Annotated in this window: 17 protein-coding genes and 1 tRNA gene; 4 read left to right on the top strand and 14 right to left on the bottom strand. The window is 34.5% G+C overall.

What is annotated here, in order from left to right; genetic code table 11:
- Positions 1-53: 53 nt before the first annotated feature.
- The 9 genes from ACE939_RS01015 to ACE939_RS00975 form a co-directional block, all read right to left on the bottom strand.
- A complete protein-coding gene (locus tag ACE939_RS01015; protein ID WP_378186912.1) occupies positions 54-1,544 on the bottom strand; it encodes a carboxypeptidase-like regulatory domain-containing protein in 1,491 nt (496 codons plus the stop codon).
- A 76-nt stretch (positions 1,545-1,620) separates the two neighbouring features.
- Positions 1,621-3,006, bottom strand: coding sequence for a CsgG/HfaB family protein (locus ACE939_RS01010; RefSeq protein WP_378186911.1), 1,386 nt, complete (start codon positions 3,004-3,006; stop codon positions 1,621-1,623).
- A gap of 6 nt (positions 3,007-3,012) precedes the next feature.
- On the bottom strand, positions 3,013-3,417 hold the full coding sequence (locus ACE939_RS01005) for a curli production assembly/transport component CsgF (RefSeq protein WP_378186910.1): 405 nt from the start codon (positions 3,415-3,417) through the stop codon (positions 3,013-3,015).
- A 79-nt stretch (positions 3,418-3,496) separates the two neighbouring features.
- Positions 3,497-5,185 carry a hypothetical protein gene (locus tag ACE939_RS01000; RefSeq protein ID WP_378186909.1) on the bottom strand — a complete coding sequence of 563 codons (1,689 nt, stop codon included), beginning with the start codon at positions 5,183-5,185 and terminating at the stop codon, positions 3,497-3,499.
- Positions 5,186-5,216: 31 nt separating this feature from the next.
- Entirely contained in the window at positions 5,217-5,951 is a 735-nt protein-coding gene (locus tag ACE939_RS00995) for a CsgE family curli-type amyloid fiber assembly protein (protein WP_378186908.1), read from the bottom strand.
- A 29-nt stretch (positions 5,952-5,980) separates the two neighbouring features.
- Complete coding sequence (locus ACE939_RS00990) at positions 5,981-6,487, bottom strand: hypothetical protein (RefSeq protein WP_378186907.1); 507 nt, start codon at positions 6,485-6,487, stop codon at positions 5,981-5,983.
- 94 nt (positions 6,488-6,581) lie between these two features.
- A complete protein-coding gene (locus ACE939_RS00985; RefSeq protein WP_378186906.1) occupies positions 6,582-7,766 on the bottom strand; it encodes a hypothetical protein in 1,185 nt (394 codons plus the stop codon).
- A 290-nt stretch (positions 7,767-8,056) separates the two neighbouring features.
- Positions 8,057-10,243 (bottom strand): glutamine synthetase III, encoded by a 2,187-nt coding sequence (locus tag ACE939_RS00980; RefSeq protein WP_378186905.1) that lies wholly within the window; start codon positions 10,241-10,243, stop codon positions 8,057-8,059.
- A gap of 317 nt (positions 10,244-10,560) precedes the next feature.
- Positions 10,561-11,514, bottom strand: coding sequence for a calcium/sodium antiporter (locus ACE939_RS00975; protein ID WP_378186904.1), 954 nt, complete (start codon positions 11,512-11,514; stop codon positions 10,561-10,563).
- 117 nt (positions 11,515-11,631) lie between these two features.
- On the opposite strand from ACE939_RS00975, the gene ACE939_RS00970 reads away from it, so the two are divergent.
- Together ACE939_RS00970 and ACE939_RS00965 are read left to right on the top strand one after the other, a co-directional pair.
- Complete coding sequence (locus ACE939_RS00970; protein WP_378186903.1) at positions 11,632-11,781, top strand: SsrA-binding protein; 150 nt, start codon at positions 11,632-11,634, stop codon at positions 11,779-11,781.
- A 92-nt stretch (positions 11,782-11,873) separates the two neighbouring features.
- A complete protein-coding gene (locus tag ACE939_RS00965) occupies positions 11,874-12,692 on the top strand; it encodes a hypothetical protein (protein WP_378186902.1) in 819 nt (272 codons plus the stop codon).
- 62 nt (positions 12,693-12,754) lie between these two features.
- Here the strand turns inward: ACE939_RS00965 and ACE939_RS00960 are convergent, their stop codons facing one another.
- Positions 12,755-13,264 carry an adenine phosphoribosyltransferase gene (locus ACE939_RS00960; RefSeq protein WP_378188462.1) on the bottom strand — a complete coding sequence of 170 codons (510 nt, stop codon included), beginning with the start codon at positions 13,262-13,264 and terminating at the stop codon, positions 12,755-12,757.
- Positions 13,265-13,545: 281 nt separating this feature from the next.
- Here ACE939_RS00960 and ACE939_RS00955 point away from each other — a divergent pair.
- Positions 13,546-13,619, top strand: a tRNA-Arg gene (locus ACE939_RS00955).
- Positions 13,620-13,716: 97 nt separating this feature from the next.
- Positions 13,717-14,913, top strand: a complete 1,197-nt coding sequence (locus ACE939_RS00950) for a tyrosine-type recombinase/integrase (protein WP_378186901.1) — start codon at positions 13,717-13,719, stop codon at positions 14,911-14,913.
- Here ACE939_RS00950 and ACE939_RS00945 read toward each other — a convergent pair.
- Genes ACE939_RS00945 through ACE939_RS00930 form a run of 4 tightly spaced genes read right to left on the bottom strand, consistent with a single transcriptional unit; the run spans position 14,903 to position 22,903 of the window.
- Positions 14,903-16,789, bottom strand: a complete 1,887-nt coding sequence (locus ACE939_RS00945) for a hypothetical protein (RefSeq protein ID WP_378186900.1) — start codon at positions 16,787-16,789, stop codon at positions 14,903-14,905. The two genes, ACE939_RS00950 and ACE939_RS00945, sit on opposite strands and share 11 nt — an antisense overlap.
- Positions 16,786-18,900 (bottom strand): hypothetical protein, encoded by a 2,115-nt coding sequence (locus ACE939_RS00940; protein WP_378186899.1) that lies wholly within the window; start codon positions 18,898-18,900, stop codon positions 16,786-16,788. The genes ACE939_RS00945 and ACE939_RS00940 overlap by 4 nt, the downstream gene beginning before the upstream one ends.
- The gene (locus tag ACE939_RS00935) at positions 18,897-22,526 is read right to left on the bottom strand and encodes a phage tail tape measure protein (RefSeq protein WP_378186898.1); all 3,630 of its coding nucleotides are present in this window, start codon (positions 22,524-22,526) and stop codon (positions 18,897-18,899) included. Before ACE939_RS00935 ends, ACE939_RS00940 begins: the two co-directional genes overlap by 4 nt.
- On the bottom strand, positions 22,526-22,903 hold the full coding sequence (locus tag ACE939_RS00930; RefSeq protein ID WP_378186897.1) for a hypothetical protein: 378 nt from the start codon (positions 22,901-22,903) through the stop codon (positions 22,526-22,528). The genes ACE939_RS00935 and ACE939_RS00930 overlap by 1 nt, the downstream gene beginning before the upstream one ends.
- Positions 22,904-22,975 lie beyond the last annotated feature (72 nt).

Here is a 22,975-nt window from a genome sequence, read left to right as displayed (position 1 = left end):
GCCACAAAGATAACCGAATTTAAGAATTCTTAAATCTGATTTTCAAAATAATCTTATTCCCAATCTGGCATTGCTGCATTTTCGACAAGAGTTATCCTATTAGATCCATCTGCTATCGACATTTTTTGCATAGTTCTTACCGATAATCCATCATTTGATGTATTTGTAAAAATAACCTGTACCTCGTTGGGCGAAAAACGAGCGTCAAGATCATTGGTTCCAGCGGGTTTATTTGAAGATATATCGGTAGCTAAACTTTCTGAAAAATTGTATATAAACAATCTTGTATCCATTTGTCTATAGGAGCTATCTTCAAACCCAGAAACATCATGGCTATATAATAATGCACTGCCATCTACAGAAAGATTTATCCCTCCCGCTGCACCATTAACCCCAGATAAAACCGTAGTTACAACAGCACCAGCTATATCAATAGTAAATATTTCTACATTGTACCCTGATAGATCGTTTGTTTTAAGTGCAGTGATGTTGTTATTTTCACATACATCTATTTCTGTAATTACCCTATCATTGGTAGTCTCATATCGTATCGCTAACCCGCTACCATCAGTATTGATTTCATATAATTTATTTTGGTTAGGATACAAAAGTTTGGATCCATTTTTATCCCAAGAAATATCAACTTCTTCTAAATTGAATCCCACTACTGGTACTTGTGAAGTAACTTGTTTTTGGTTAGATCCATCCCGATCCATAGTGAACAAGTGTATTTGAGATCCTACCGATTGCAAATACGCAATTTTTCCATTTTGTATATTTCTTCTGGGTCTAAAGCTGTTTTTTGAAAGTGAAGTAAGTCTGATAGGATTTTGTCCTGCTTCGTCGACAGCGTACAATACACTATTACCATTAACAATACGACTAAATACAATTCTATTATTTGATGCTAATGCCGTAGTAAATGCAAACGTTTCACTATTCACTGGCTCATTTACATTATCATTGGTTGCTACTTGCCAAAAATATTTAGCGCCGTAGATTAATCCAGAAACTGTATACGTAGTATCCTTAATTGCTTCAAAATATACCACTGTATCATCTTTGTCATTGCGCAAACTAACTGTATATTCAAGCTCATCATTATTATCTGGATCACTACCTGACCAGATTAGTGTAACCTCGATTGGTTGCTCTGTAGCATTATCTAGAGGTGTTTTTAATTCTGCGGCATTTGGAGGACGATTGGTTGCTGTCTCTACATCCATTTCAAACACAACTTCCAACGTTTTATCGGATATAATAGAAATTGCTTCAAACTCTGCCAAGAGCCCTTCTTGCTGTGCAGAGATAGAATATTCGCCCGTAGGTATGTTGCTAATTTCATAATTACCATCTTTATCAGAAAAAACGGTACTTGTCGATGGATTTGTAGAGATCTTTACATTTTGAAGAGGCTCATTGGTATTTACCGCAACTACTTTCCCTTTGACAGCACCTAAGCCTTCAAGCGTTATGGTATCTTCGCTACAGGAAATAAAACTATAGCATATGATGCTTAGTAGTATCGAATAGAATGATTTCATATTTCTTAATTTATCGGCGAGTTGCCTAATACTATTTTCTTATTTATTTTTTTTGATTTACTATGTAACAAATACTTTAATTCTGTATAACCGTTCTTTTTGTTTTACCAAAATACCAATTAAGTCCTATTACAAAGTTAAAATACTGGTCATCGCGCTTACCTTGAACCACGTTATCCAATTCGTCACTCATCACTACATTATGGGTACCACTTAGACTGATACCAAAAGTATCTTTTATCAGATATTCGATACCCCCGCCATATTGCAATTGAAATAATGTTTTATCAAAGCTATCGGCATTTACAACGCCTGCACCTCCAAAAAGAAACGGTGAAAACTTTTCTTGTGGTAACAGAATAAATTCACTGTTAAGTTGAAATGCATTAAAACCATTTACAAACGTATTTTCATTTTTGAGTTCAAATTTGTTAAGTGACGCTACTAAACTGATATATGAATTAAAGAACCATTTCATACCAAAACCTGCATTGTATGAAAAGTCTGGGTTCCCGTAATCTCCACTAATAAGAGAACTACCACCTTGAATAAAGAAAGCTTTTTTATTTCTTCGCTCCCGCATATATCGATCATATAAGTTGGTGTTTTGCGCTCTTAGTTTTTCTGTTTTGTACTTAAAAAGTAATTTCTCTACATCTTCTGGTTTTGCGGTTGGCGCCCATAGGTTATCTTGTATACCTTCTACAATTAAGGATGAAACTGCTTTTTCTATAGCTTCGGTCACTGCCAACTGTGCTGGTTCATTTTTTGTGATTCCAGTTTCTGCTTCTAACAATCTCTTAAATTTCACATATCTAAAAAAACTTGCATCCAAAGCTTGCGATAAGATAGTTTTGGAAACATATACTGTTTTAAGAATTTTTCCGCTAGATGTAGAAACAGCTCTTAGGTAGACGGTTATACGATCTTGCCGGTACTGAGTTGAGCCGCCAATACCAAAATATCGTGCTCCAAGTCCTCCTGTAATAATATTAGAATCGTAGGAGACGATACCTCCTTCCAAAATGATACCTGCATAAAGTAATGGAGGTAACTGTGGCTGATCTGTATTTTGTGTTTTTTGATATTCTTTTCTGGTAGAACGAATAATATTGCGTTCGTTTAATAGATTGCTTAAATTTTCACGCTCTATAGGTACAAACCACTTTGAATCCTCTAATGCTTTGATCAAAATAGTTGTAGCTCCTTGAGTAACGGCGGTACTAAATGTACTTCCATTTTCTGTTGGTTTGTATTGGCCTGTTTGATCTCTAAATTTGTACACTCCTACCACTACAGGTTCTTGCGGTAGCGGAAAATTACGTAGTTCTTCAGATAATTCTGTATCTTCTCCAATTCGAGCCTCTTCTATAGTTAGTGGTTGATTAAAATAGGTCCCGCAACTGGATAATAAAATTAATAAGAACACAATGAGTGGTACTGTATATAATTTTGTATTCATTAAAGGTTAGTTAGGTATTACTACTTGAGATTGATCTCCTGTATTGGTATCGAGGATATTAATGACTAATCCCTCTCCTGAAGGAAAAATTTCAATAAACAACGTTCCGAAGGTATATGTTCCTTCTTGCAACCCTTCATTACCAAATTGTTCTGTAAATAATGTTCTAGAGATTTGACTTAACAGCTGGCTGTTAAGATTCTCTGTAAAACGATCTAAATCAGAACGTTCATCTCTTCCTGTATTGTTATCTTCGGTAAATTTATTTTGCGATTCGGCCGAACTTAGCATCCATTGATAATTAAAAGTATCACCTCCAAACGCTGGATTTTTAGGTTTATACACCAATTCTTGTGCTTGTAATGCAGAACATGTTAAAAGACAGAAAATATAAAATAATTTTGTTTTCACGATTTTGAATTTTGAAAGTAAGCTTGATATCATGTGATATCAAGCTTACTACACTTTTATTTAAAATATAATGAATCTATTAATTAGTCTGCATTACATTTATATTACTGTTATTACCCATTTGGGAAATAGTAGCTTGTAGACCTTCACCTTGCTGACTAACCATCATCGTATTACCCTGTCCTTCTTGCATGGCTTGTGCTTGATTCATTTTACCGTTTTGAATCATTTCTAGCAGGTTGTTTTCACCTGATTGTATACCTGTTACAACATTACAATGCCCTTCTTGACGTTGTGATAAAATGTTTTGATCAAATCCTCCATTTTGTATCGCTTCAGCATCGTTATTATTTCCTAATTGTACCTGACTTATTTCATTATTATACCCACCTATTTGAGTTGCTTGCGCCGTATTAGTATTACCTTCTTGATTTTGCGTTATACTAAAACCTTCATTATCAAAATTGTTGGCAGCCTCTTGATACGCCATAGCCACATTCTCATTTCCTATTTGTGTTTGATTAATATCTACGTAATCCACATCATTTTGAGTTGCACTCATCGAATTACCACCACCCGTCTGAGTTTGATTAATAAAAACCTCAAACGCTTTATTTTGAACCGCAAATGCAGTATTTCCTAATGTCGAACCTGATGAATTTTGTTCAATAATAATCTCTCCTGAAGAAAATGAAGTTCCTAATTGCTGCGTCTGTGCACTATTAAGATTTCCTAATTGCAATACGCTAGCGGTATTCTCACCATCCATTTGCACAGAGAATATTTCATTGTTGTTACCATTTTGTGAATGAATTATTTCATTTGTAGCATATTCAGAAGTTACATTTTGTTCTGCCAAAGATGTATTAGCATTTCCAATTTGTGATTGATCAATTAAACTATTATTGGCATTTGTACCTTGATATGCTTCAACAAGGTTATTGTCACCAATTTGGGCTTGTGCTACTACCAAATCACCACCGTTTTGAAGTGATCCTGCATAATTACTATTACCAACTTGAGACTGAGTAGTTACTATAGAAAACATGTCTGAAGCTCCTATGCCCAGTTGGTCACTTTCTGCATAATTTTCATCACCAAGCTGTATTTGTTCTAATGCGACTCTCTGTCCAGCTAACGAAGCGATAGCAAAATTACCTAAGCCATTTATACTTTCTTGTCTCTGTAGTGAATTACCTCTTAATATACCACTATGCAAAACAGAAGCTGTATTATTATTACCAAACTGGTATTGAAGAGCGGTAGTAAATCCAAATCTGTCTGTAGTAATATTTATAGAAGCTGTGTTATAATCTCCTAGTTGCTCGAGTGTAGTCTGGATATTATTTTGTCCAGACACTGTAAATTCACCAGTGTTAAAATTACCTGCTTGAAAAATCGATGAATTGATGCCAAAACTAGCAACAATATCAGAGTTTGCATAGTTATTAGAGCCTTCTTGATAAACGGTTGAAATCCCATCTGTACTATTAAAGTACACTATTCCTTGATTATCGTTTCCTTTTTGAGTTACCTCTACTACATTGGATGTGGCTAGTTGTTCAATAATTACTTGATTGTTGTTGCCTTGTTCCCCTTCAATCAGTCCTGCTTGTGTAACACGTGCATATAAATTCTCTCCTGTTTGTATAACTTCAATTGTACTATTTTGTGAGTTTTGATCTATTACAGTTTCATTATTAGAGGTTTGTGCTATCCCCAGTTGGAATCCTAAAATTCCGAGAATAAGTAAAAGGTTGTTTTTCATAATTGTGTGAGTTTATTATTGTTTAGTTTATTTAAAATTGAAAAATATCTTCTTTTTGTTTTTTTAATTCTTGAAAATAGCGATACACTCTACGAACAGCATCTTTTGACATTTGCTCTAGATACTCTAAATCTGGTTTTCCTAAAAATTCAAAAATTGTGGTATCATCTATCACTATCTTAATTATAGTACTACGACCAAAACTTAAATTTTCTATCACGTTCACTATTTTACTTCCATTGATTTGATTGAGTGTGTATACGGTGTAAAAAAAGTCAAAAAAATCCTTCCCAGGTTTGGTCTTTGTTTCTTCGACTACGATACCTTTTAATTCAATTCCATCTTCGGGTTGATTTTTCTTGGTTGCATCATTTCTTTTTTTTTCTGATAATTTATTGATTTCAAACCGATCTGTAGCAATCAACCTATCGTCATTAAAAATTAGCAACATAATAACAATATGATCTTGTTCTTCTTTATTTATTGATGTTGAGGACAGCTCTTTGTGCTCATTTGCTTCTAAAGTAAACCTGCCTTCTTGACTATTTTTGGATTTATTATTGGATGGAGTTGTTCTAAAGACTGTTAATGTATATTTTAAGGTCTTGAGTACTTGAGTCGTATTGATTGCAGTTGCTTTAACAGTAAAAATTTCGTCAATTGCTTCAATAGTAATTTTTGCTATAACCTCTTGAGTAATTTTCTCTTGAGCTTTCGTAGAAAGTGAAAGCAACAGTAAAAGCAAAAGTATTATTTTAAATCGCATACAGTGTGTTTTTAAAAAACTTAGTAGCTTCAATTAAAATTTCTTAATATGATGGTCTTTGATGTACCAGTCATTTTTAATTTTATTTTATCGGACAGTGAATTACTTCCAAATTTCTCAAAGTATAAATTATCTCCTTCTTGACTGAGATCCATCACACTAAATTGTGTGTTTGAATAAGAATTGTCGATGTATGAATTATAATTACCTTCCTGTGTTATCTTTTTTGAGATTTGAAGTGCTGCTTCCTCAATATCAACGTGGTTATAAGTACCGGTTTGATTTATCTCAATATTGTATGAATTTGACAAAACATCGATAAAGGCTGTATTTGTTTCACCAACTTGCTTAATAAACACTGCACTATTATAGTTAGCATTTGAAGAAATGCTTTTATTATCAAAATCGGTTGCTATTTGGAGTTGTTCAAATTGTGATCTGTGCAACTCTGTTTTTAAATGTTCATGGGTGTCATTTTGAGCATAGACAACTGTAGATACCATTACCAAACTCAATACAATGCGAAAAAAAATCATCCTTGTTAGTTTTAATCATAGATACTATTAAAGTAACACTGTATGTACTATACAGTGTTACTTTTTTGACTCTTAATTTAGTATGCAAGCTATTTTATAAACCTCCAACTTGGTTTACTACTGCTGCATTATTAGTTCCTACCTGAAGAATCGTGCTATTATGCGTTGCACCAGTTTGGCGAACCATTGTTGAATTGCCGATACCAAATTGCGTATCCTGAGCAAAATTAGAAACTCCATCTTGATAAATATCGCTAACATTATTAGCTCCATTTTGAGAAGAATCAGCGATGTTTTCATCACCGATTTGATATTGAAGTACTAAGTTACCTTCTCCGAAAATACCAACGTCTCCTTCTTGCGACGCAGTTGCAACATTTCCGTTACCTCTTTGATCTTGTATGGTCATGTTTTCACCACCAAAGAACTCTAAGTTTTGAGTAGCCGATGCGCTATTCCCATCTCCGAACTGACCTTGATAGATCTGATTATTATCCTCTTCATGTTGCGCAAAAGCCATGTTTTCCTCTCCAGATTGCACTTGCATTACAGAACCATTACGGGAATCAAAAAGGGAACTTCCCTGCAATGAAGTTGCCATATTACCACTGCCTTCTTGGTCTTGAAGAAGTCTATTACCCGAACCCCATTGCTCACCAGTAGCGGCATTAGCTTCACCAGATTGTAATTGTTCTGCTACATTGCTATCTCCAATTTGGGTCATTGTAGCAGTATTCATGATACCTTCTTGTAAAATGCCACTAAAGTTTGATGCTCCATTTTGCGAGGTTAAGGCTTCGTTATTCTCACCATATTGAACTTGATAAGCTTCATTAAATTCTCCCCGACCAAACAAACCATTACCTTCTTGAGAAATTGTAGCTGTGTTGGCAACTCCTTCTTGAAATTGATCTGCATAATTATACCCACCAAAATACAACAAATTTTGAGTTGCTGATGCAGAGTTATTTATACCGGTCTGCTCTTGATAGATTTCGTTGGCATCTTCTTCATGCTGTGCAAAGGCACTATTTTCTGCTCCTATTTGGGTTTGATTTACAACACCGTTTCTAGAAGTAAAAGACGAGCTACCTTGTATGGCTTCTGCATTATTAGCAAAACCTTCTTGTAATGTCGCAGCATTATTTTGCGATCCATTTTGATCAACACTTGCGGTGTTAGCTTCTCCTTCTTGTTGAACATCACTTGTATTAGATTGTGCAACCATCGATGTAGTTGCAAATAATAAGGCTACTAAGCCAAAAATCATTTTTTTCATGTGTGAAATGTTTAAAAATTGATAATACAGTTATTGCCTTTAAACATAAGCTTCATAAATATCCGCACCCTCTGTGCTCCGATAATTATCGATAGATCAAAAAATAGTGTAAGGGACTAGGGGTAGTATCAAATGTTGCAACTATTGATTAATAGTAAATTTAATAAATTTAAGCCCTCGAACTTCACTAGCATACTCTTTTTCGATGAAACTCTAAAAAAAAAGCCATAGAACTCATTTCTATGGCTTTTCGCATTATTTAATGTCTATTATTCTGGGTTATTTCTTACTTATCTAGTAAATAGTAACTCTCTATATTTAGTTAATGGCCACAATTCGTCATCAACCAACAATTCTAACTTATCACAACTATATCGAATAGCATCGAAGAGTGGCTTTACTTTATCACAATATGCATAAGCCATTTCTTCGGAGTTAGTTAAGTTATTTGCTTCTTTACGTGCATTGGTCATTTCATTTACTTTGGTATTAATTTGACTTATATGCTTAGAAACTTCTTCTATTATTTCCATTTGCTCTCTCGCATGCGTTTTAAAATCATCTCCATATAAGTTTTTTAATCCAGTTACATTGCTAATCAACGTATTTTGATATTTTATAGCAGTTGGTATTACATGATTGCGAGCAATATCACCTAAAACACGTCCTTCAATTTGGATTCGCATTACATACTCTTCGATCTCGATTTCATAACGTGCTTCAGATTCTACACGATTCATCACCCCCATTTCTTCAAACAAGGCTAAAGACTTTTCGGATATTTTTGCTTTTAAAGCAACTGGAGTGGTTTTATTATTACTTAATCCTCTTTTTGCTGCTTCTTTTTCCCATGCCTCACCATAACCATTACCTTCGAACAAAATATTTTTTGATTGTTTAATGTATTCTCTTAACACATTAAATACAGCTTCATCCTTTTTAAGTTCTTTGGTCTCAATTAAGGCATCTACTTCCTTTTTAAATTCCCGTAGTTGCTTTGCCACAATTGTATTTAGGATGGTCATTGGATTAGCGCAATTAGCTTTTGACCCAACTGCTCTATACTCAAATTTATTACCTGTAAAAGCAAAAGGGGATGTACGGTTTCGATCTGTATTATCTAGTAATATCTCTGGAATCTTACCAACCACATTTAGTTTTAAATCTGTTTTTTCTTTAGGAGAAAGTTTTCCGTCTGTAACACTCTCTAACTCTTTTAAAACAGCTGTTAACTGATCTCCAATAAATACAGAAATAATTGCTGGTGGCGCTTCGTTTGCTCCTAAGCGATGATCGTTACTTGCTGATGCGATACCCGCTCGCATCAATTCTTCATTATCATTAATAGCTTTGATTGTATTAATAAAAAAAGTTAAAAACTGCAGATTACTCATAGGTGTTTTACCTGGACCTAATAAGTTTACACCTGTATTAGTACTTAGCGACCAATTATTATGTTTTCCCGATCCATTAACACCCGCAAAAGGTTTTTCATGAAACAACACTTTAAAATCATGACGTGCCCCTACTTTATCCATTACATCCATTAATAATGAATTGTGATCCACTGCCAAATTTGATTCTTCAAAAATTGGAGCTAACTCAAATTGATTCGGCGCTACTTCATTGTGACGTGTTTTAACTGGAATTCCTAAACGCATACACTCCACTTCTAAATCCATCATGAAGTTAAGAGCACGAGAGGGGATACTTCCAAAGTAATGATCATCTAATTGCTGCCCTTTGGCTGGAGAGTGCCCTAGTAGTGTACGTCCCGTCATAACCAAATCTGGTCGCGTATTAACTAGTGCTCTATCGATAAGAAAATATTCTTGTTCCCATCCCAAGGAGGCATTTACTTTTTTAACATTTTTATCAAAATACTTGGCTACCGCTGTTGCTGCTTGATCTACTGCTTGCAATGCTCGTAGTAAAGGTGTTTTATAATCTAAAGCCTCTCCTGTATAGGAAACAAAAACTGTTGGAATACATAAGGTTGTACCATAAATAAATGCTGGGGATGTGGGATCCCAAGCCGTATAACCACGTGCTTCAAACGTGTTTCTAATTCCTCCATTTGGGAACGAAGAAGCATCGGGCTCTTGTTGTACTAATTGTCCTCCTCCAAATTTTTCAATTGCTTTTCCGTCTCCTATTGTTTCAAAAAAGGCATCATGCTTTTCGGCTGTTGCACCTGTTAAAGGTTGGAACCAATGTGTATAATGAGTTACACCTTTTGAAAGTGCCCAATCCTTCATCGCAGAGGCTATCTGATCAGCTATTTTACGATCCATCTTGGCTCCTTTATTAATAGCATTCATCACACTATCGTAGGCGTCATCTGTAAGACACTGCAACATGGTTTCTTGATTAAAAACATTTTCACCAAAAAGAACTGATCTACGATCAATTTCGGTAATCTTAATACTTTTACGATTTAAAGCTTCTTGCAGAGCACGGAATCTGAGAGTTGACATAAGTTTTTAGTTGTTATTAATTCGGTGCAAATATAGCAATTAATTTTTTTTAATTATTAATTATATCCTAACCCCTATAAAAATAGGGGTTGTATTTCAAAAAATAACATCTTGATAACAATCATCCCTAATTAAAGTGACAATCCTTAATTTAAATATAATTTTAATTAATAAAATGTTAATAGCATCTAACTCCATTAAATATAAAATCGTTCTTTCTGCATTTTAAGTACATGAATTTATCCGTGCTATGAAAAATAAAAATCCTGAATATTACACAATATTCAGGATCTACTCATTTTCTTCTAAGAAGCTATCTAATTTATAAATACCAAGGCTATAAACACACAATAAGCTCCAAAGATAAAAAATCCCTTTATCCTCCCCAGTGTCATACGTTTTGGGATAAAAGCTAACGGTAGTAAAATCATTGCAAAGCCTAGCATCCAATAGATGTTTGTATCCATTAATGTTTCATCTTTTATAGCGATGGGTTGAATGATAGCCGTAATTCCTAAAACAGAAGCGATATTAAAAATATTAGAACCTATTAGATTTCCTAATGAGATTGCTTTTTCTTGTTTTAGCGCTGCAATAACAGATGCTGCTAATTCGGGGACACTAGTTCCCACAGCGATAAGTGTAACCGCTATAACACCCTCGGAAACACCTAAAACAATCGCAATAGCCTCTGCTCCATTTACCAATAGTTCTGATCCAAAATAAAGAGCTGCACCTCCTATTAGAAGCCAAATTCCGATTTTGAAATTAGAAGTTTGTTGTAACGTTTCATCTACTTCATCTATGACAGCTCCCGAAATTTTTCTGGCATTCCGTATTAAAATAAAAAGATATCCTATCAATGATAAAATTAAAAACAATCCTTCTAGCGAAGAAAGCATATCATCATTATTGAGAAATAGATATAATACAAAAGATAAGACGACCATAACAGGCCAATTTAATTTATAAAAATCTTTATCAATGGCAAGTGGACCGATCATTGCCGTTATTCCTAAAACTAATCCAATATTTGCTATATTGGAACCTACTACATTACCAAGAGAAATATCTGATAATCCATCAAGCGCAGCTTGTAAACTTACTAACAACTCTGGTGCAGAAGTTGCAAAAGAAACAACGGTAAGTCCAATTACCATTCTAGATAATTTAAGTCGAAAAGATAAAGCTACCGATGAGCGTACCAAAAACTCTCCACCAACTACCAATAATGCTAATCCAATAAAAAGGTACAATATATTTAACAACATGTTTAAACGTTTTGGGAGCGAAGATAATAAGTCTATTTAAAGTAGTTGTTTTCAATTTATCTTTTATTTGCAAGAGATACGTATTTTGTTATAATTCAAATTCTTAAATTTTACATTATGAAAAAACAATTTTTCAAATTTTTGGCTAAGGTTAATACATTATTATTACCTAGTTTTAGTAAAAAACAACTAGACTTATCCAAGGCAACAAAATTACAGCTATTAATTTTTGGTTGGAAATTGTTTGTAACCAAGAGAGCTTTATAGAAAACTATCCTTACTTATAATGCAACATTTTTTGATTAAAATCGTCTCTTCTAATAATTCTAAAAATTTTTAATCACTATAATTAAATTGATATGAAACGATGGCTCTTTTTGGGGATATGTATGCTAGGCATTCATTCTCTTTTTGCAAAGAATAATGCATCTATAAAGACAAGCATGGTCGAACTCAAGATTCAAGACGAGGTTACTGCGGTAATAAGCAAAGATACTACACAAGAAGATTTGAATGATCTAACGTCTTTTTTTAATGAAAATGGAATTGACCTAATTGTAAACAAGGTTACTTATAATTCGGATAAAGAAATTACGGGGCTCTCGATTATATTAAAAAAGGATAATTCAAAAACTAACTATACCTCATCATCTAATATCCCAATTGCTCCTATAGAACTAGGTTATAAATCGGGAGGATTGTTTATAAGTAATCAAAAGAATTTTAAAATTACCACAAGTAACACTAAGGCTCCATTTAAACATCCTCATATTAATATTGATAGTTTAATGCAAAATCATGGATTTGCATTTAATTTTAATTTTGATAAAGATACCGATTCTCTGTTTTTGAAAGGCGGTATTAATCTACAAGAGCTGAAAGATCAAATCATGAATACCTTCTCATTTGATTTTGATGAGGATGATCAAGGAAATTTTAGTTTTAACGGACAGGCTATTTCTCCATTCAAAGGCAATCAACGCTATCATTTTATTGATACGCCTGACATTAATAAATTGATCATTATAGACGGCGAAGAAAGCGATTTTAAAACTTTGGATAGATTAGCTAAAGAAGACACTTTGGATACTGTAGATTTTTTGAAACCTAATACAGCTAAAAGCATCTATGGGAAGAAAGCAACTGATGGTGCCATCATCGCTACTACCAAAAAATAAAATTTATATATAAGAGTACATATAACGCCTTCTAGATTTTTACACTGAAGGCGTTCTTTTTTTTAGAAAGTAAATAATGATGCAACGGGCGCATCAAGTTTATCCTCTCCATTTAAAAATTCCAGTTTGATAATAAAATTACATTGTACGACAATACCTCCAGCCTCTTTAACCAAATCACATACTGCCCTTGCTGTTCCCCCAGTAGCTAATACATCATCGTGTATTAACACACGGTCTCCTGGTTGTATAGCATCCTTGTGTATCTCTAACACATCTTCGCCATACTCCAAACTATACGCTTTACTTACTACCTCATAAGGTAACTTTCCTTTCTTGCGTACAGGTACAAATCCCGCACCTAACCTTTCTGCAAGCATCGCACCAAAAATAAATCCACGAGCCTCAATACCTATCACCTTATCGACTTGCTTACCTTGGTATAGATTTTTCAAGGCATTTGCACAAACTTTTAATGCTTCAGCATTTCCCAACAGGGGCGTTATATCTTTAAACACAACGCCAGGTTTTGGAAAATCTGAAATATCTCTTATATAATTTTGTAAATCCATTTGACAAAATAACGAATTATATAAAATGGAAACAATTTTAACAGGGTTCACTCTCTATTAAATTTTGAGGAATACTAGATCTATTGAGTTGCTAAATATAAAATTGTCCCCAAAGTTGAAAACATCACGATACAAAAACAACCATCTGTTAATTAGTAGTTTCTATTCAAAAAAATCTATAAAAGGAATAAAATTGACAGCCCTCTTAATTTTTATTTAGAAATAAAGATAAAAATTCTTTGGTTAAACTTTAAAATACATTATATTTGCACCCGCAAAAAGGCCTCGTAGCATAACTGAATAGTGCACCACATTACGGCTGTGGAGGTTGCAGGTTTGAATCCTGCCGAGGTCACTTTTTTAAGTAAACAAAGGCGCAGTCCTTACAGATATTTTCTGTAAGGACTGCGCCATTACTGTTTTAAGACCATATCGTAAAAAATAGGAGGAATATGAATATAGCTGCACAAAGCCCAGTTTTTGTCCCACAATTTGACCCACAAAAAATGAATGGGAAGTTAACCTATAAGATTATTATAAAAGAGGACTACATCCGAACCGACGGAACCTGTGCATTATATGTTCAACTCTACTTAAATGGTAGAAAGCGACTTCCTTTAGATATTGCAGTACCACCTAATTATTTTGACAAAAAAAAACAACGAATCATAAAAAAGTATCCTCATTCGGATGACTATAATTTGTTGATCGAAAAAGTACTGTCAGATATTAATACAATAGAGGTCAATTATAGACTGAGCAATCAGAAAATAACTCTTGAAAAAGTTATTTGTGAATTACAACAACCAAGCTTACGCATAGACTATAATGCTTTTGCAAAACATTATCTTAAAACTCAAAAAGATCTTATCAAGGACAGCACATATAGACAACAAGTAGGAGCTTTACAAAAGATAGAGCGATTTAAGTCTCCTATATACTTCTATGAAATTAACGAGAAATTAGTCAATGATCTGCGCGCGTGGATGTTGAAAGATTTGAAAAATAAAAAAGCAACAGTCGAAAGCACCATTAAGACTTTTAAAAAATATTTACACCAAGCCAATAATCAAGGGATTAATACTGAACTAAGTTATAATGAGATCTCAGTTGGAAAGATGACAGGGCAACGCACTTTTTTATTACCTGAGGAAGTAAAGCTAATGATGGATTATAACAATAGTATTTTTATTAAAGAGACTCACAAAAATATTCTTACTCGCTACCTCTTTTCATGTTTCACCGGCATCCGAATTAGTGACATAGAGCAATTAAAAGAAGATAATTTTATAGGAAATCATATTGCTTTTACAATGAAAAAAACCGAAAAATTTATTAGAATCAAATTGAATAAGCATGCTAAGAGTCTAGTAGAGCTACCACAAGTATTTAACGGTAGCTATGCGCGTGAAACAATGAATGAAGAATTAAAAGTAATTGCAAAAATTCTAAATATTAAGAAAAATATATATTTTCACTCTTCCCGTCACACCTTTGCGACTAATTTTTTGATGTGTGGTGGGCGTATCGAGCATTTACAGAAAATGTTGGGACATGAGAGTATAAAAACAACCATGATTTATTCCCATATAGTACAAAGTGTAACGGATGATCAAATAGATCTTATGGATAATATTTTTAATAATTAACGCTATGTAGATCCATTTCTGCTTCGATAAGACCCGATGACTTATCTTCATATTTAATTAAACCAACTAGAAACATTTGATTTTGATGATAAACTTTTCTAGTTTTCAATATATTATCCAACTCTATTGACGAATATGTTTTCTTTAGTTTTAATACCCCACTATTCAATTTAAATTTTATCCAATCATGAAAATTAATATCAAATAATCCTCCAGCACCATTAATTCGTAAATGTCTTCCTGAATACGAATTTATTGTATTTGGACCTGAGACAGGGTCGTATAAAACTAATCCTACACCATCTAGTTCATTTGAATTTTCATTTATTGATGCTGTTCCATTTAGAAATGAAAAAGTCTTAAAAGATGTGATAATATCATCAGTAGTCTTTTTGACAGCTCTATTGACACTGGTTCCATTATGATCTATAAATACATTAGGCGACACCCTATCGGCATGTCGCACACTATAACTATCATACTCTATATTAGTAAATTCAGATAAATCTCCTACACCTCCAATTTTAGTATAATTTCCTGTTTTTAAATAATCTCTGTTATAGTTAACTCTTAGTTCTTTCTTTACTTCATCGAATTCAATATTTAAGCAAAAATCATTTTTCAATTTTGTCAAGTACTCGATAACCGTCCAATCTGGTAAATAGCGAGAGAAATCAATTGTAGGATGAAAATCATACAGATCTTTGGTATCTTCTTCTTTAACTACATATAAACTATAAGATAGAGGTTGTTGATTTGCTATGTTATGATATGCATACGAAAATTTTTGACCCATCTCGATTGAATATTCTAGTTCGCCTTTATACCTTCCAGGATTGGAACCATACCATTCATCAATCAATTCATCATCTATATAAACCCGTAACCCAAAAAAGTAATTAGATCCATTAAGTCCTCTCATTTCGAAATCATAAAATAATTTGAAGTTACCCTCGACATTTGGTATTATATGATACTTGTATATATATGTGTAATATGCGTTTTCGAAAATATTATTTGAATTACCCCCAGGACCTGGTCGCAAATAGTCGTTATTTAATGGTGATAATTGAGTGTATTCCTTTTTACCTATTGATACAGGAACTTTTGTAAGATTATCATTTTTGGGAACCACCAATATTCTTTTAATCATAGGATCATTGGGAAAAGATCCCGAAATTTTGTAACCCAGACTATTAAAAATTTTAAGCAAGGGTGCTAACAAAAAAACGTGTGGAGCGATAACATTTTTATTTTTAACCTCTAAATAACTATAAGAATCTGAGTATGAGTTTTTAAGAATATTACCATTCGATACATTTCTATTATTTATAAATTTTAAGAAATATTGTTCTTCTTTAAGCCTATCACGATAAGAAATGCGAGGTAATTGCCAATCAATTTCAGGATAAATCTTGTTCTCGCGGTTTCTAGCCTCATTTATCCATGCATTCATAGCTCCATATTCTTTATCGGACTCTTCTTTATACTCTTGCAAAAGTGGAGAGTTACCTAATACGTTATAGTCACGGAAATAACTAGCTATTTTTCTATCTTTTATTTGATAAATTACTGATCCAAAACGTATATCACATTTTCTAAATCCCTCTATAGCTTTATTTTGAATAAGCTCTGCAGTATAAATCGTAGTTCCTATAGAAACTTCTACGGGTATAATTTTCTTTTTTTTGGAGGTAGAAATTTTAAGAGGACCCAATAAGTTTACAGTATTTTTATTTTCTACAATTCGGATTGGATATGTATTATGCATTACAAAAAATTCCTTCTTAAATGAATTATTTATAGATTTGAATTTGAGATCTTCTCTTACAAATTCTATCTCGCTACCTTTATATAAAATTCTTAATGCTTTCATACGATTAAACTTAGGATTGAATTACCTGGATTTATAGACATTCCTGGGCTTGGATCTCTAATTTCAACCAATAATCTAGCGGAACTATTTTGAGAACCTCCTTCACTCAACTCGCCTCTGTCCTTAGCAACTCTAACGGAAAAAATAATGGAACCATTACTATCAAAATTAATTTTCTGGTAGGAGGAGTAATTTGTTCTATTTAGAAAGAGTTGAGAAGAAAAACCGTTAATGAAAATTTCTGAAAATCCATTATTGTTAGAGGATGAAAAATTGAATTGGACCCCAATCGACTGAAACGCTATACCATTGAAGATTTTTATATCAAACTCTTTAAAACTTACCACTGGTGATTCAAAAATTACAATTGATGTTAATTGGATTTGCCTATTTACCGCTTTAAATGTAACCGTTTTCTCACTTGATAATCCACGACTATCAGTTACTTTTACCTTGACATAGAACTGCTCACCATTAATAGCATTTAAAACACTAATTTTTCCAGAGTTATTAGTTGTATTACTAAGTGAAAGTTTTGGACTGGTTTTGCTCCAAACTACGGTTATTGGGAACCCATCTGGGTTATTTACTGTAATTGGCACTGTAACTTCACCTCTACCTGAAGCATCTGTTATTATTTGATAGTTAGATTGTACAGTAATGCTTGGAGGAATTGGGGCATTTATCCCCTCCTCAATATTAAAAATTAATTTTGCGGTATTACTATTAAATGAACCATCGTTGAGTTGAAAATTAATAATATCTAAAGGACTACCAAAACGATCGGTATATGGATCGTACTCAAAGTAATCAGCTTCACTTAATAAAATCAAGACGGTAATCGACGATAAAACCCCTCCATTAGGACTGATTGATACATATTCTCCTGATTTTTTAAAGTAACCAAAATTGCCGTTTTTGGTAGGTTGAGTTATAAGTATTGATTTTAACTCATCATCCTGATCGCTAAATGCATCAATAAACTTACTTACTGGGAATCTTAGTGATACATTTTCTTCGCCTTGTACAATTATGTTTACCGCAGTTGGAGCAGAGTTATAAGTTGACATATTATTAAGTGAATCAATGTTTTTCTTTGAGAACTTTAGGGTGGTTTGTTTTATAAATTCATTATCCTTTACCACCGTAACTTTTTTAGTTTCCGCAGTCATTTTATTCCATTGACCATTGAAATTTAATCTAACATCCAAACTTGTAGCTATCATTTCGCTTAACTCATTGAAGTACGAATATCCAGAGTTTAATTCAACTTGATACGTCTCTTCTATATCATAAGTCACCGTGTTACCTGTTGCATCTATGTAAGATTTTGGTTTTAAATTATTCGCAATTTCCAATTTTCCACGTAAATAAGAGCATAAGAAGAATCCAAAGTTATTGAGATGAAATACTTGTTTAATAGGATAAATACTTCGGCGTATCAATTGAATACGTTTCTCAATAATTCCATTACCGCTTTTAAATATTATTTTTAGAGAACTCGTACCGAGATTTAATCCAAGAAATTCTAATAATAAGTTGAACTGAAAAATTCGAGAATTTTTACCAGTATAACTTTTCTTCATAAGAATTGTATTAGTCCCTATATCTGTAATTTCAACCACAAAATCATTTTTTCCATTCGAATAAAATGGAAAAATTACCAAACCATTTTCGGGAACATAGATTTCTGGAACCTCATAATCCAATAATTGAAGATCGTTTGTATCCATAAAAAAATAGGGCACTCTATTTTTTATAATATAGTACTCTGGTAGCACGAACTTTTCCACGGTTCTCCCAGTCTTAATTTCATTTTCCTTAACTACAATGCGTACTTTCCTTTGCAACTCTGTGAGATAAGTCACTTCAATAATACTTGGAACTGCAAAAACAGTATTGAAATAAACATCATACAACTTACGTAAATTGTGTGTAGCTTTCCCTTGAGCATCCTTACTCCAACTTTGTGTTGTTAATAGAATTCCATTGATATAAATATCAATTTGAAAATAGTAATTATTGCCTCGCGTTGATTTTATGATAATATCAGTATCATTACCATCAGCTAAAAATCTGTTTGCTCCAGGAGCTTGAATAACTTCTATCATGGTGTTAAATTTCCGTTGTTTTCTGACTGTTGCCTCTCTTTGATTAAATCTTCAATTTTACTAGCTTCTTCATATCCAAATGGAATAATCGGAGGCACTGGATTTTCTAAACGATTATTGATATTCATTAAAACGGTAAGCATCATCTCATTTTGTGAAGATTGTGTGTTTTGTTGTGGATTCTCTACAGCATTAGAGGTTGACGTTTTAGTCTGGTTTGCATATAGACCATTTTCATATCCCACGACACCTCTATGCACTTGCTGAATATGAGAGATTACTTGTGGATCTAAACGACGAAAAGTTGGTGCATCAATTACCATTTCTGGTCCTTTCTCCCCAGCTATATAATCATCACTAAAATATGTGGGAGAAGTAACTAGCTGTGTACTTGTAACGCCACCATTTTTTGCTATAAAACGACGACCATCGGTACGGGTTACATCAACCGTATCCTTATACAATCCTTTTTCCCTACCTTTTACACTTTGCTTTTTGGGTTTATCGATTTTTTTTATCGGTGTTTTTGCAATATTTTGAACTTGCTTAATACCCGATGCTACTGCTAAACCTGCAGCTACACCACCTAAAACAGTTCCAACAATAGGAATCTGTGCGAGAGAGTTGAATGCATTTACCGCAGATTGATACGTAGTGATTGTAGTCTCTGCTATTTTTGCAGCTTTCCATGCTGCGGAACCTTCATTAAACGCATCTGCTGCCATACCTAACGCACTGGTTATAGTATTTAGCTTTTGCGTTTCGGTCATTTCAGTCCATTTTACATCTTGCTTCTTAAGATCTTTGGATTGTTGTTGAAATGTTTGTTCTTGACTTTGACGTTGTGAGGCATGTCTATTTTTTACTGCGGTTATCTCTTCCTCGGTAGCACCAGCTATCCTTAAACGTTCTAGTTCTTTCCACTGTTCAATATCAAGTTCTTGTTGTGCGAGTAATTGGGCACGTTCCAACAGTAAAGTAGCACGCTCCTCATCCGTTTCGGCTTTATACGCTTCACGCTCCAAACGCAGTGCTTCCTGATTAACCCAGTTTTCTTCTTCTAATAACTGGAGACGGTCATTAAGTTCGTTTTGCTTCTGGACTCTAAGTCCGTTACGCTCTTCTAATTGATTGGCTTCAATCTCTTTGAGTAAGGTTTCACGCTCAGCAATCTTTTGTGCAGACAACAGTTTTTTCTCCTCTTCAGTAAGGATATATTTTTCTTTTTCTTTAGCATGCTTGATATCCAAAAATGCCAGATCCCGTTCTATCTCTTTCAATTCATTAGCTTCACGCTCTGCACGCTGTGTAGCTAAGAAATCTTGAAAATCCTGATTTTCTTTTATGTAATTTTCAAGTACCTTTTTTTGTCTTTTTTCGGCTTCGACCAATGCCTGTTCTGCCAGACCTGCATTCTTAAGGCGATTCGCTTCTAGTATCGCCAGCTTACGCTCCTCGGCAGAGATAAGATTACGCAACTCTTCCTGAGTCGCGCTATCATCAAACTGAATATTTAAAGCATCGGCACGTTTTTGTAGTTCCTGGAGCGTGAGTCTAGTTTTTTCTTTTTCACGCTCTGCATATTGTTCCAAATAATCTCCTGACAACTCATTGAGTGACGCCTCCACACCAATACGTTTGGTTTGATACTCCTGCAGCTGTTGTTGCATCTTGGCAATCTCATCCCCTGAAACCTTCTCCTCGCTAATTGTAACATTTTGAGACTTGGAAAAGGTGGTAGTAGTCTTGACAACATCACCAGCCTCATTAGTATTAGATAACTTACTCTGTATACTAGCAATGGTTCGTTCGTATTCCTTAAGGAGATCAGTTTGCTCCTTGATGGCTTTTTCATTTCTGAACTGAAGTAAGGCTTTTTGTGTTTCAAGAAATTGACGTGCCTTGTCTGCAGATATATCTAATGCATTACCATACTCATCAAAGGCAGTGATTGCTGTTGGGGTGATGGCGGCGATCTGACCTATTATCACCTTCATACGGTCCTGTTCATCTTTACTAAGCTCAGTTTTTTCTTTAAGATTCTCGTATTCATCGATAAGTGGGACGAGATTGTTTTGCAGATCTACTATCTTATCCCCTTGCTTTTCATACGAGGCCACGGCATTATCAGAAACCGATACTACCTGTAAAATGCCAGAGGCAACATTTTGTAAGAACTCCTGAAAACCACTGTTTACAAAGCGATTACCTATTGCATTAGCAATCTTATCAAATGTGGCTGCCAAATTTTCATTTTTCTTACTAAACTCAGCAGTTAAGGATGTACCCTCTTCTAATGCGCGACTGGCAATTAATTGTTTTGCTCTCACATTATCGGTGTTCTCTGCAATAGAAGTAAGTACCGCTACACTACGTGCGCCCTCTAAGCCAAGCTTATCCATTTTCTTGGTCATGACACTCAATCCTTCACCACCACCTTGAAGACCTTCTAAAAATAAAAGCAGTGCCTCGTTAGAATCCTTGGCCAATATCTCTGCGAATTCCTCTGTTGATTTGCGTGCAATCTTAGCATACTCAGCAGTATCAGAGTACATGTCAATTATTATTTTACTCATGGTTGTACCGGCAACTTCGACCGACTGACCAGCCTCATCAAACGCAGCCGCAAAACCGATTTGATCCTGTGCGGAAATTTCTGCCTGGGCAGATACCCCTGACAATCGTTTTAAATAATCAACCAAGTAGTCAGCCTGGTTAGATCCAGATGCTGATACCTCATTGATAGATGATCCTATCTTTTCCATCGCCCGACCAAAAGAATCTCCTTGCTTTGCGCCAACCTTATATTGCTTGGATAACTTGCCTATAAGGGTGACATTCTCATTGATATCTCCTTTAAGATCATCCCCAAGTGAAACACTAATTTTATCGGCTGTCTTTACAAACTCCTCGACATCCTCGACAGAATCTTTACCTAAACGTCCCGCCTCGGTCGCTAATGCTAGTAAAGCTTTGATTGGGGTACGGGTATCCAATAGCTTAAGACTTTCGGTTAGTTGATCAATTTCTGTTTTGGTGAGTCCTGTTGTTTTAGCAACATCAGATTGTGAATCTGATAATTCTGCATTCCCACCAGCAACTTTTTTTAATCCTTGATACAATGCCACAAGACCAAGCCCTCCTGTAATTACACTGAAAAGCCCTGAAAACTGAGATTTTATTTTACCTAATACGCCTGCGGTGCCTCGCATCTGCGAGCGCACGTTTGCCATTTGCTTATTTACCTTTTGCAGTTCGGCATTGTACTGTCTCCATTGTGGGGTATTGGGTGCAAAGCCAGACATAATCGATCGCAAACGCCTTTGCTCCTGAGATAATTGGCTTGTAGTAAGACTCGTAAGTCCAATCTGTTGACGTAGCTTGGATTGCTCCTCACTATTTGATTTAATAGCTACGTTGTTCGTTTTTATCTCTTGGGTAACTCGTTTATACTCGGCAGTTTCTTTTTTGCCTTGCTTGATGAGCTTAAGCTTTTCTTTACGCAGATCCTCGTTGGATTTGCGCAACTTGTTTTGTTGCTCTTGGAGGTTGCCGAGTTTTTGTTGAGCCTTATCACCGTTGATAACGATGTTTAATTCAAGCGTTTCATCACTAATACCTGCCATTACAATTCAATTTTATATTGAGCAGCAATAGCTTTGCGGATATCATGAGTGAAACCGTAGCGCAATTTGCCAACTACAACGTTGAACTGAGACCAAATAATGGTATTATGAACATTAAGTGAACGCTGCGCCTCACCGCGGATACGCTTCATGTCGACAAAGCGCTCACGCAAAGCGTGTACCAAGGTTAGATTACCTGATGTGACACTGTACGATCGATTGTTAAGCAGATCACTATAATCTGAATTTGCATTGGAGATTACTCTGGATTGCTTGTCAAAAATTTCCTCAGCTGCATCTGTAAGCACTTGTCTTATATAATGATCCTTGATGATATTTGCACCTGATCGGGACTGTAGTGTTGGTATACCGCTCATAATACAAGTATACTATGGCGAGATCGTTACTATATGGACATAAAAAAAGCCCCTGTATAGGAGCTTTTTGGA

The sequence above is a fragment of the Aquimarina rhodophyticola genome (assembly GCF_042434915.1).
Taxonomy (GTDB): Bacteria; Bacteroidota; Bacteroidia; order Flavobacteriales; family Flavobacteriaceae; genus Aquimarina.
This window is presented reverse-complemented; position numbering and strand designations above follow the sequence as displayed.